11 protein-coding genes are annotated in these 12,728 nt (G+C 27.9%); all 11 read right to left on the bottom strand.

What is annotated here, in order from left to right; translation table 11 throughout:
- Positions 1-39: 39 nt before the first annotated feature.
- The 11 genes from JG738_RS04685 to JG738_RS04635 all read right to left on the bottom strand — a co-directional run bounded on the left by JG738_RS04685 (position 40) and on the right by JG738_RS04635 (position 12,635).
- Positions 40-1,194, bottom strand: coding sequence for a hypothetical protein (locus JG738_RS04685; protein WP_201338596.1), 1,155 nt, complete (start codon positions 1,192-1,194; stop codon positions 40-42).
- A gap of 28 nt (positions 1,195-1,222) precedes the next feature.
- The gene (locus tag JG738_RS04680; RefSeq protein ID WP_201338595.1) at positions 1,223-2,638 is read right to left on the bottom strand and encodes an oligosaccharide flippase family protein; all 1,416 of its coding nucleotides are present in this window, start codon (positions 2,636-2,638) and stop codon (positions 1,223-1,225) included.
- On the bottom strand, positions 2,631-3,818 hold the full coding sequence (locus JG738_RS04675; protein ID WP_201338594.1) for a CDP-glycerol glycerophosphotransferase family protein: 1,188 nt from the start codon (positions 3,816-3,818) through the stop codon (positions 2,631-2,633). The genes JG738_RS04680 and JG738_RS04675 overlap by 8 nt, the downstream gene beginning before the upstream one ends.
- On the bottom strand, positions 3,808-5,625 hold the full coding sequence (locus tag JG738_RS04670; RefSeq protein WP_201338593.1) for a 2-aminoethylphosphonate aminotransferase: 1,818 nt from the start codon (positions 5,623-5,625) through the stop codon (positions 3,808-3,810). The genes JG738_RS04675 and JG738_RS04670 overlap by 11 nt, the downstream gene beginning before the upstream one ends.
- A complete protein-coding gene (locus JG738_RS04665; RefSeq protein WP_201338592.1) occupies positions 5,626-6,702 on the bottom strand; it encodes a thiamine pyrophosphate-dependent enzyme in 1,077 nt (358 codons plus the stop codon).
- Positions 6,702-8,006, bottom strand: coding sequence for a phosphoenolpyruvate mutase (gene aepX / locus JG738_RS04660; protein ID WP_201338591.1), 1,305 nt, complete (start codon positions 8,004-8,006; stop codon positions 6,702-6,704). The genes JG738_RS04665 and aepX overlap by 1 nt, the downstream gene beginning before the upstream one ends.
- Before the next feature lie 10 nt (positions 8,007-8,016).
- The gene (gene wecC / locus JG738_RS04655; protein ID WP_201338590.1) at positions 8,017-9,219 is read right to left on the bottom strand and encodes a UDP-N-acetyl-D-mannosamine dehydrogenase; all 1,203 of its coding nucleotides are present in this window, start codon (positions 9,217-9,219) and stop codon (positions 8,017-8,019) included.
- The gene (gene wecB, locus JG738_RS04650; protein ID WP_201338589.1) at positions 9,219-10,355 is read right to left on the bottom strand and encodes a non-hydrolyzing UDP-N-acetylglucosamine 2-epimerase; all 1,137 of its coding nucleotides are present in this window, start codon (positions 10,353-10,355) and stop codon (positions 9,219-9,221) included. The genes wecC and wecB overlap by 1 nt, the downstream gene beginning before the upstream one ends.
- Positions 10,352-11,719 (bottom strand): mannose-1-phosphate guanylyltransferase/mannose-6-phosphate isomerase, encoded by a 1,368-nt coding sequence (locus JG738_RS04645; protein WP_201338588.1) that lies wholly within the window; start codon positions 11,717-11,719, stop codon positions 10,352-10,354. Before JG738_RS04645 ends, wecB begins: the two co-directional genes overlap by 4 nt.
- Positions 11,720-11,911: 192 nt before the next feature.
- Positions 11,912-12,355: a DUF86 domain-containing protein gene (locus tag JG738_RS04640; protein ID WP_201338587.1), complete on the bottom strand. Its 444-nt coding sequence runs from the start codon at positions 12,353-12,355 to the stop codon at positions 11,912-11,914.
- Positions 12,348-12,635 carry a nucleotidyltransferase family protein gene (locus tag JG738_RS04635; RefSeq protein WP_201338586.1) on the bottom strand — a complete coding sequence of 96 codons (288 nt, stop codon included), beginning with the start codon at positions 12,633-12,635 and terminating at the stop codon, positions 12,348-12,350. The genes JG738_RS04640 and JG738_RS04635 overlap by 8 nt, the downstream gene beginning before the upstream one ends.
- Positions 12,636-12,728: the final 93 nt, after the last annotated feature.

Here is a 12,728-nt window from a genome sequence, read left to right as displayed (position 1 = left end):
AATCTAGATGGAAAACCGTTATTGATAAGCAAAATTTTTTTAATAAATACTCCTTTCGTATTTATAATTAACTCCATAAAATAATAAAATTGTGCATGATAACATTACCATATTATTTAACCCAAATGAAAACAAAGAATCAAATAATAAAGAAAATAATAAAAATGTGTTAAGTTTTCTAGCTTTTTTATTTTTAGTTTGAATAATCGGTAACAATAACATTAAAAGATAAACTATTCCTCCAATCCAACTTAACTCAACAAATAAATGAGGATAATATGTATCTGTAGTTTTTAAATCAGGAGTATAATACCAATTAAAATCATATTTCTCATAAATTGGCGAATTATATTTCTTTGATGCAGCCCCTCCAAAAGAGCCTAATCCTTCTCCTAGAAAATCAAACTTTGATAAAAATTCAAACATTACCCTATATGACTCAAATCTTGCAGAATTACCAACCAAAATATAAACATTTATTTTTCTTATTAAAATTTCAGTCATATCTGCAATATAATTATACATAACAAATGTTGAAAATATTATACCAAATATAATAAATAATTTCATCAAATAATTTTTTCTCATAAAAATAAATATAGATAAAAATAAAAAAGGTATTGTTTTATAAGAAAACGTAAGAAAAGTAAATATAAAAAAATAAAAAATCAAAAATATTCTATACCTACTAAAATTAAAATTTATTGTTAAGACTAATGCTGATAAATTAATAATCGCATTAGATATACCAAAGAGTCCACTATTTATTATATATCCACCATCTTTCATTCTTATACAAAAAAAATTTGAGCCAATAAAATGATCTATATAAATTAATATCTGATATATATCTGAAATCAATGCAATAAAAATAATGATTTTTATAAATAAATCAATCCTTTTTCTAAAAACATATCCATATAATAAAAATATAGGAACAAATAAAAATCTCAAAAATGATTCCATAGCTGCTAGAATATTAAAAGAAATTGGTATATTAATAAATAAAATACTTAAAAAAACAACAAAAAGATAAAATATTTTTAAATTATATTTATTAACTACAAAAATATTGAATATCATTAAAACCAATGCTAATAATTTGATATTTACCGATAGATTTTCGTTATAATTAGAAATGATTCCTCCACAAAATAATAATAAAATTGGTAAAACAATAATAAATTTGTTCAAATTATTAAATAAAATATTATTTTTTGAATTAAAAATTTCGAACTCCTTTTCTTATTAATAATATGTAATAAATAACTACTAAATATAAAATACTTAATATTATGGCATTCAAAAAACTAAAAGATAAAAATTTTAATAAAAAATAGAAAAACAAACAATTTAAAATTGTAAACAATTTATTTAAACCCAAAAAAAGGTCTTCTTTTCTTTTATAAATTTGATAAAAAATATAAATCCAGTTACCAATATAACCTATTATCATGGCAAATAATGCCCCTATTCCATTGTATTTTGGAATAAAATAAAAACTAAATGATAAAAACAATATTAATAAAATTAAAGAACTGTATATTCTTATTCGTAAAAAATCTAAAATAGTAAAATATAAACAATAAGCAGCGCTTGTTCTTAAAACAATGATTATTGCAACCAATTTAACAAATATCACTGCTTCAATATATTTTTGAGAATATAAAAGTGTAATTATATCTTTTGCATATATAAAAATGAATATTGCACTTATTAAATTAAAATTTAATAATGTATTATTTAATAAATGAATGCTTTTAAAAAACAATTCTTTATTCCTTTTTAATCTTGATAATTGGGGCAAAAGGGCTTTTTGAAAAACACCTGCTATGAAAGTAAAAATTACAAATAGTTTTACAGAAGCACTATAATAAGCTATTTGTGTATTAATAAAATTAATAGTATTTTTAATAAGATTTTTAATTAAAACTACATCTAAACTTACCATAAAAGTAGGTAATATTGTTAAAAGAGCAAAAGAAAATGATTTAAAAAAAAATTTTTTTACTTTAAATTTATTAAACTTTATCTTTAAATAAAATCCGAATTCTTTTTTAAATAAATTATAAGTATATAAAAACCCTAACAGCCTTGATATAAAAAATAACCATCCAAATAATATAAAATTTTTAAAATAAAAAATATTAAGGAAGATAAAAAAAATTAAAATTAAATTCTCTAAAATTCTGCTCTTTGTTTCAAAATAAAATTTTTCTACTGCCTGAAAAAATAATTGCACAGTTCTAGTTAAAAAATTAAAATAAAAAGATATTACTATTAATAAAACAAAAATAAAGCCTTCTACTTTAAAGATTAAACAATAAATTAAAAATAATAAAAAACTAATTATGGACAAAAATACTCTAAAAGAAAAAATATAAGAATATTCATTTATTTTTATTTTTCCAGCTGCAATATCTCTAATAGCATATGTTTCTATTCCATAATCAGATAATAAAGTGAAAATAATACCTAATCCAATAGCATAATTCAAAAGCCCAAAATCACTAACTTTTACAAAATCAGCTTTTGCTATAAAGAGAAAAATAATAACATTTACGAATATTCTTAAAAAAAAACTTATTGCACTATAAAAAATGTTTTTTTTAAAAATCTTATATTCTTTTCTATTCATTCAATAACTCATAAATTTTTTCTACCATTTTTTCAGTTGCATATCCTTTATTGGCAAATAAATATTTATCCAGCTCTTTCCTTTGTTCTTTATATGGATCTTTTCCAATAAGATAACTATTAATAGCATTTTTTAATTCATCTATATTTTTTACCTCATAACTAATTATCCCTCTTCCTACATTTCCCCATAACTTTTTATTAGCCAAATTTCCATCGATCCCATATCTTTTTGATAAATATTCATAATAAAATTTTGGACAATACCAGTGGATAATTTTTTTATCAATTGCTACTGCATCAAAAGTCACAGAAGAATAGTCTGTCAAAAAAATATCACAAGCTAAAAGAGCATCATCAATATTTTTATCTTTATAAAATAAGAAATTTTCATATTGATTTTCTAATTTAATAAGTTTATTATACCAATTTTTATGATGGTCAGAATTAGAATCAAAAATCATGGGATGCGGTTTAACTATTATATTTAATTGTGTATTTATTAATGCTTCTATAATTTCCTCTCCATTTGTTTCTATAGAAGAACAATATTCATAAGAGGGTGCATATAAAATAGTTTTTTTTCTCGGATTTAAATTCAATTCTTCAACAAAAAAACTTTTATCTTTTTCTTTTGTAAGTTTAAAAAAACTATCAGTCTTAGGTTGCCCAGTAAAAAATATTTTGTAATTTTTTTCTCTTAATTTAGAAATTCTCTCTTTTTCTTCTAAATAAAAGTCATACATGTATTGACCATAAAAAAATAGGATATCATAACCTTTAAAATTCATATCTTTATATTCTATACCTTTACTAGGTTGACAATAAAATGAACAAATTCTCTTTTTTTTTCCAATTAAAGGTGTTCTCATAACAGGACTTACTCCTATAAAAATATCATAAAATAAAATCAAATTTGTAGCATAACTATTAAAACTATATTTATAAAATTTTTCTCTTGCTTCATTTAAAAAAAGGGGATTAATTAATAAAAACAATCTAAAATTTTTATCTTTTTTCAAATTATTAAATACACTTTCTATATGGGTAATTTGAGCATAAGAATCTACTCTAAAAATAACTATTTTTTTATTTTTAAAAAATTTATAATAGAATAAATTCATATTTAAATAGATAGATGATACTAAACCTATTACAATCTTTTTAATTTTATTTAACATTTTTATTCAGATATACTCGTAATAATATTAAGAAATTTTCAATATCTCTATAATCAATATCTCCAATATTAGCAATTCTAAAAGTATTAAATTCACTTACTTTTCCAGGATAAATAGTAAAACCTCTTTCATAAAAATAATCATGCATATCATTAAAATCAACTCCATCTGGAATAAAAATAGAAGTAATGATTTTAGATTGATATTTATCTTCTACTAAATATTTTAAACCTAATTTTTTTAATCCTTCTATTAAAGTTTCCCAAGATTTTGAATATCTTTTATATCTATTTTCTATTCCTTCTTCTTTTGCTTCTATAATTGCTTGTCTTAATGCATATAAAGTTTGCACTGGTGGAGTAAAACGCATCTGTTTTGTTTTTCTAAAATATTCATATTGTTCATATAGACTTAAATAAAACGTTTTAGGAGTTACATTTTTTAATTTTTCAAGAGAAGATTTTTTTGCTATAACAAATCCAATTCCAGCTATTCCTTGAATATTTTTATTACTACTTGCAGCTAAATAAGAAATATTTTGTTTTTCCATATTTATTGGAATTGCTGCAAAAGAACTCATTGCATCTACTATTAATTCAAGATTATATTTTTTAGCCAATCTTCCTATTTCATCAATATTATTTAAAAGACCTGTAGTCGTTTCATTGTGTACTACCGCTAAATGCGATAAATTATCACATTTTTTTATTTCTTTCTCTAATAAATTTAAATTTATAGGTTCTATTGGGGAACTTTTAAACTCTATATAATTCAAATTATATCTATCAGCAATTTGACACATTCTTTTACCATAAGCTCCATTATTAACTATAAGCACACTTTTATCATCCGCAATTATAGAAGTAAGTATTGCCTCTACCGCCGCTGTTCCACTTCCTCCAAATAAAACTGTTGTATAATTATCAGTATCTGCAACAATTGAAGTTAATTCATTGGAAATTTCTTCCATAACTTGACCAAATTCTTCTTCTCTTGGACATATATCTGGAACTACTTGAGATACTTTTACCGTATCTGTTGTAGTTGCAGGTCCTGGATTTAAAAGAATATTTCTTTTTATAGATAAACTTTTTGCTTTTATTTTAGGATAGATTTTATTAATAGCTCTTTTTAAATGATTTTCATCATCTATTTCGCACCAAATCAAATCATCAATTTTTTTTACAAAAATAGGTTTTTCTTTTGAACTTTCAACCAAAATATATTCATAATCTATTTTTTGATTATCACAAGAATCAAATATTCTACATATATCTTTATATCTATTAATAGATATTTTTGATATTCCTACTAATTCTCCATATATAAAATTTAAATCCTCTTTATTTTTAGACATATTTATTAAATTACAATTCTCATCAACTTCTATATATACTTCATCATTTGAATTTGTGTTACCACTTGCTAAAACAATATCTTTTCTATCATCATTTATTAAACTAGTTAAAGCTCTTTTTTCATACAATAAATCAGATTCTAAAAGTAAAAAATCTTCTTTTATTTTATCTTTCATATTATAAAGAGTATACATACTGCTTGTTGTTTTATATTTATCACTTTTTATAGTTTCAATTTGAGAATATCCTTTAGCTAACTCATCATAAAATTCACTTAAATACCCTGTCCCTATATAAATTTTCTCAATTCCACACTCTAATAAATTATGAATACACCTTTTTATAAGAGATATACCTTCTATCTCTAAAAAACCTTTTGGTTTTGTTTTTGTTTTATCTTTTAATCTACTACCAAGCCCCGCCGCTAAAATTACTGCTGTTTTTATCATCTAATTACCTTTAAATTTATTAACTCTTATTGCTTCAACAGGTGGTCTTGGGACTACATCATCATATCCACATTTTACGTGTAAAAATTTTGTTCCTTTTTTATTTGAATAGCCTTTTATTACTCTGTTAAATTCTTCAATAGAATTTATAACATTTTCATATACATCAAACCCTGAAGATTTAGCAAGCCCAATATAATCCACATGTTGTTGATAACTATTTTGTCCTCCTGTAGATTTATTTGACTCATTATCAAACAATATGTAAGTTAAATCAATCTCATCTTTATATCTTCCAGCAGTAGTAAGACCTCCCATATGCATAACAAATTCTGCATCTCCTCCGCACACTATTACTTTTTTACCTGCTTTTGCAGCCCCAAGTCCTAAACTTAACGCTCCTCCCATATTTCCTACCATATAAAAATTATTTGTATCCTTCATAAAATGATACATCTCTCTTGCAGTATTTCCAGTTGTTCCTATAAAAAGAGTATCAGTATTTTTAAATTTATCATTTAAACTTAATAAATACTCACTTCTTAAAGGATAAGAAGATAAATCTAATTTATGTTCGTCTTCTAATTCAACTTTTGAAAAACTATCTTTTTTTATAACTCCTATTGTATATGTATGATCAAAAATATCAATTTGATTTAAGGCGTTTTCTAAATTTTCATTATCTAAAATTAAATACTCATATCCATATGCTTCAATTAATTTTGGAAGTTCTGTCGCTAAATGCTGATGCTGAATTTCACTATCTCCCTCTTTATATGTTCTCCAACTTGTCAAAATTGGAAAAGTTATACCATATGGTTTAAGCAAACTTGTAATACAACTTCCCATATTCGTAAGTCCACTTGATTGAATTAAAACTATAGGTTTCTTTCCTGCCATTTTTAATCCAGCTGCTACTGAACAAGCTACTGCCTCACTTGCACAAGGCACATATTCAATATCTGGATTATTAATAGCCTCATTAATAATATATTTTGAAAAACTACAAGGAACTACACAAAAATGTGTATATCCTTTTTCTATTAATTTTTTCACAAAATTTTTTGTATTTAGCATTATTTTGTTCCTGGTATAAGATTTAGTATCTCTTTTATTGGCATACAATATGGCTCTGCTTCTAAACTTCTTTTATGTTTCAAAATAGATTTTGCTACTTTTACCATACAAGGATATGCAGCCCTTAACATATGATTTGCATAAATAACAATATTGACACCCATTTTTTCAAACTCATCAGTTGTTACGGAATTAAAAGAAGTTGGAACAACAACAATTGGAGTATACAAATCTTTTTTCCGAAATTGTTTTACAAACTCTATAATTTCGGATGGCTCTTTATTCCTTGAATGAATCATTATTCCATCTGCTCCTGCATCTATATACGCAAAAGCTCTTTTTAAAGCATCATTCAAACCCTTACCTAAAATAAGAGATTCTATGCGTGCAATTATCATAAAATCTTTTGTAATTTGAGACTCTTTCCCCACTTGAATTTTATAACAAAAATTTTCTATACTATCTTGTGTTTGGGGGACTTCTGTGCCAAATAAAGAATTTTTTTTCAATCCCGTTTTGTCTTCTATGATAACAGCACTTACTCCAATTCGTTCAAGATTTTTTACTGTAAATTTAAAATGTTCAGGTTTGCCCCCCGTATCAGCATCATATATAAGTGGTTTTGTTGTTACTTCAAATATTTCATTAATGGTAGTAAGTCTTGCCGTTGTGTCTACTGCTTCAATATCAGGCTTTCCTCTTGATGTTGAATCTGTTAAAGAACTAGACCACATGCCATCATATATTAGCATTTCTCCATCTTCCGAAATTTCTTTTATATTCTCTACTATTAATCCGCTTAAAGCATTATGAACTTCCATTATTTTTAATAAGGGTTTAGCTTCAAGTAATTTTTTTAATCTCCCTAATCTGGCAGTAGTAGTAATACCAAGTTTTCTCATTTGTTCTTTAATTTGTATATCATTAATATCTGAGCTATAAGGGATTTCAATAAGCTTTCCTCCCCATTTTTCTAGTATTTCTATAACTTCTTTTCGATATTTTTTCTGATGATTGTATATCCAGTCATCTCCATGAACTACATAATCTGGTTTTAAATTTAATAAATTTTCCTTATAACTTGCGCTATTTTGCGGAATTACTTTTTTTACCAATGATAAATTTTCCAAAACTTCTTTTCTTTTTTCATAATCTAAATAAGGAATATCATTTATCTCCCCACACGCTTTTAATGTATAAAGTCCTACAATTACTTCTCCATACTTTGCAGCTTCTTTTAATACTCTTATATGACCAGCATGTAACAGATCTGCTATCATTCCTACATATACTTTTTTCATCATTTATAAACTCCTATTGTATTCCACAAAAATTTAAAAATTTTTTCTCGTTAGGAATATCTAAATCTTTAAACTCTTTATGAGCAACTAAAAACACTATAATTTCAGCTTCTTTTATAGCATCTTGATAATTCACTAATTCAAATTCTTTACACTCTTCAATATTTGGCTCAACTACAATAATATTGAAATTTTCAGCTTTCAATCTTCTTGCAATATATAAAGCCGGTGATTCTCTTAAATCATCTATGTCTGGTTTAAAAGTCAAACCCATACATGCAATTTTTGGCAATTTACCATTTTCTTTTTCAAATTTTAAAACTTCATTTTTTATTTTTTCTATTACCCACTCCGTTTTATAATTGTTTACTTCTCTTGCCGTTTTTATAAGTTTTGCTCTATCCCCTCCACTATGAACAATAAACCAAGGATCAACCGCGATACAATGTCCTCCAACACCTACTCCAGGTTTTAATATATTTACCCTTGGATGACGATTTGCTAATTCAATCAGTTCCCACACATTTATTCTAAATTTGTCACAAAGCATACTAAGTTCATTTGCGAAAGCTATATTTACATCTCTAAAACTATTTTCTGTTAGCTTACACAATTCAGCTGTTTTTGCATCAGTTTCAAGTACTTCACCTTGAACAAATTTTCTATAAAAATCTGCCACTTTTTTAGTAGCTTCTGGCGTTAATCCTCCAACTATTCTGTCATTTTCTACTAATTCTCTCATTATCTGACCTGGCAATACCCTTTCTGGGCAATGAGCAATATAGACTTTTGAAGTATCTATTCCTTCATTTCTTAAAACTTCTTCTACTTCTTCGGTAGTTCCTACAGGAGAAGTTGATTCAAGAATAACTATATTTCCTTCTTTTATATAAGAGGCAATTGATCTAGTAGCCGAAATTACATAATCAATATTTGGAGAATAACTATTTTTATAAAAAGGTGTAGGAACTGCTATCATAAATACGTCTGCATAAGTTGGTTTAGTATCCGCTTTTAATTTACCACTATTAATAGCTGCTTTTACAAAGGTATCAAGTTCTGGTTCTACTATATGGATATTTCCTTTATTTATCGTATCAACTACATTTTGATTAATATCTACTCCATGAACTTCATATCCTTTGCTTGCCAATAATGCTGAAGTCGGAAGTCCTATATATCCTAATCCTAAAATACAAATTTTTTTATCAGTCATTAAATTTTCACTCCTTTTAAAAACTCCTTGATTCTCTCACTTGCCCTTCCATCTCCATAAGGATTGTGAGCCTTTGCCATTTTCTCATATGCTTGCTCATCGTCTATGAGCTTTTGCGCCTCTTTGACTATCTTTTCTTTATCAGTTCCGACTAGTTTCACGGTTCCGGCCTTTACTGCTTCTGGTCTCTCTGTCGTCTCACGCATAACAAGTACTGGTTTTCCAAGAGATGGAGCCTCTTCTTGTATCCCTCCACTATCTGTAATGATAAAGTATGATCTATCCATAAGATAGACAAACTCTTCATAGGATAGTGGCTCAATGAGATGGATATTTGCAATATGAGAGAGTATCTCTTTTACTGGTTTTTGTACATTTGGATTGAGGTGTACGGGATAGACTATATCGATATGTGGATTTTGCAGAGCAATAGTTTTTAAAGCTTCACAAATATTTTTAAATCCCTCTCCAAAATTTTCTCTTCTATGTCCTGTAACAAGAATGATCTTTTTATTATCTTGTAGTTTATATTGTCGATTGATAGCATTGATGATTTTATTTTGAAGATTTTTATCATTTTCTATTTTTTTGAGTGCCAAAAATAGTGCATCAATCACAGTATTACCAGTTACTATAATATTTTTTGGATCTCTATTTTCTTTTATAAGATTTTCTTTAGCACTCTTTGTTGGTGCGAAGTGATAGGTAGCCAGTACTCCTGTGAGCTCTCTATTTGCCTCTTCTGGCCAGGGAGCGTAGAGATTATATGTCCTCAGACCTGCTTCTACATGCCCAACTCTTATTTTTTGATAAAATGCTGCAAGGCTCGCTGCAAATGTTGTTGTTGTATCTCCATGTACTAGAACAATATCTGGTTGAAAGTCATCAAGTATCTCTTTTACACCCAAAAGCACATTTGAAGTAACATCATAGAGATCTTGTCCACTCTTCATAATATTAAGATCATACTCTGGTGCTATTTCAAAGAGTTTTAGTACTTGATCAAGCATTTGACGGTGCTGTGCCGTGACGCAAACTTTTGTAGTAAAACTCTTTTGGCTTTGCAAAGCTTTTACCACCGGTGCCATTTTTATAGCCTCTGGGCGTGTACCAAAAACTATGAGGATCTTTTTCATTTTAAACAATTCTTAGCATAATCATCTTCAATTCTCACAATATCATCTTCACCAGTATATTCGCCTACTTGTGCTTCGATGAGTACGACAGGAATTTTACCAGGATTTGAGAGACGGTGGATCTCTCCCATCTTGATATAGGTCGATTCGTTCGCTCGCACCAGATAGTGCTCATCTCCTACTTGTACTTCTGCTGTACCGCTCACTACTATCCAGTGCTCATTGCGGTGGAAGTGCTTTTGGAGTGAGAGTCTCTTGCCAGGTTTGACTTCAATACGTTTGATCTTGTAGCCACTGTCTTCTACGAGAACTTCATACGTCCCCCATGGGCGATGGACTTTGGTATGTGCGTTGAGAAGTTCTGGATGAGAAGTTTGGATTTTATCTACAAGCTCTTTGACTTTTTGTGTCTCTCCTTTTTTGGCAATGAGCAGAGCGTCATTAGTATCAATAATGATAAGATCTTCCATGCCAATGGTAGCTATGAGTTTTTTGTCATTGTCACTATAATAAAAGTTATTTTCACTCTCTATCTCTATGTTATTAGTCTTAGTATCGATATGTTTAGTAAGGCTATCGAAACTTCCCACATCACTCCATCGAAATTCACTTGGCACCATTTTGATTTTATCGCTCTTTTCCATTATGGCATAGTCTATGCTGATATCTGGGATCTTTTCCATAAACTCTGGAGTTATACGGTGAATTTTCCCATCAATCTTGCTTTTTTCATAGGCCATCTTCGCATTTTCATAAAGTTCTAATGCATATTTTTGCAGCTCTTCGAGGTAGATACCAGCTTTGAATAAAAACATCCCACTATTCCAAAAGTAGTTGCCTTTGGAAAGATACTCTTTGACTTTTTGCTTGTTAGGCTTTTCATGAAACTTTACCACATTCTCGCCATCTGCTTCGATATATCCATAGCCACTATGTGGCTCAGTAGGCTTGATACCAAATGTTACAAGCCCACCATTTTTGGCCAAATCTTTTGCTTTTTGGATTGCTTCATGATATTTTTCTTCATTTTCGATTAAATGATCGCTTGGAGTGATAAAAAGTAGCTCATCTTCATCCACACTCATCGCACCAAAAGCAATAGCCGCTGCGGTATTTCTGCCAAAAGGTTCGAGGATATAGCCATCTGGATCTATTCCTATCTCATCGACTTGATCGTTAGCCAAAAAATACTGCTCCTCGTTGGAGATGATAAGAATTTTATCACTTAAAGGTGCATTTCTTTGTAGTGTCTTTTGAAAAAGCGATTTATTATCGAAAAGCTGTAAAAACTGCTTTGGCATGAGTTTGCGACTCAAAGGCCAAAGTCTCGTACCGCTTCCACCACTGAGGATTATATTTGTCATATATTTTGGCTCTTAAATTTTTGATGATATTGTAGCAAATGGAATGTTAAATTTTGGTTATGTGTTATAGTAGTAACGTCATGTTGAGTGAAACGAAACATCTATATTGGCTGATAGACAAGATAGATCCTTCAGTCGCTACGCTCCTTCAGGATGACGGAGATGAAAATTGGAAAATGACAGATAATTAAACTAAATAAAAATATACTTCTCTTTTAGATTTTGTAGATTTTTGACTATATAAGAAATATGACTATTTTCTTGTATTATATTTTCTAATAGTCCGTGAAATGATTCATGGGATAGTTGTAGAATCTTTTCTTCAATCTCTTGTTTAAAAGAAGGTAAATAATTTGTAATTATATCCCAGACTTCAACACAATCAATGCCAAAATATTCGTGGATTAAAACATTTCTAAAATCCACAATTACTCTTTTTGATTCATCAAAATAAGAGTACTTTATGAGAGCATTGGTTGCTTCACCAATAATTTCAAATTCTCTAATCACCACATCCCAATCGACATATGAATGAAGTAATTCTTGGGGTTTGGAAAATTTGTTAGCATGTTTTTGTATTTTTAAAATTGCAACATAAATATCAAAAAGCAAAAGTCCACTATTACGTTTAGACATATATGATATCTTGCTTTATAAATTTTTTTATTGGCTCTCGCATTGAATCAAAATAACCAATATCAACGCTTTTTTGTAGCTCCTTTTCCAAAAAATATTTTGCTTTGACTCTTTTGAAGTAATTTTTTTGGGTAACTTTGAGTATTACGATATCTACATCGCTATAGGATGTATAATCCTCTCTAGCTTGTGAACCAAAAAGAGCAAACTCTTCGATACCATATCTTTCTTTCAATACAGGCTTGAGTTGTTTGAGTTTTTGTAAGATTTCTTTATTCATTTTGATTCTTTGATCAATTTTATTATTATTATTGTAACATATTGGTATAGATCCTTCGGCTAAAGTCTCAGGATGACGGGAATAGAGACGCAG

The sequence above is a fragment of the Nitratiruptor sp. YY08-26 genome, assembly GCF_016593215.1.
Classification (GTDB): domain Bacteria; phylum Campylobacterota; class Campylobacteria; order Campylobacterales; family Nitratiruptoraceae; genus Nitratiruptor; species Nitratiruptor tergarcus.
This window is presented reverse-complemented; position numbering and strand designations above follow the sequence as displayed.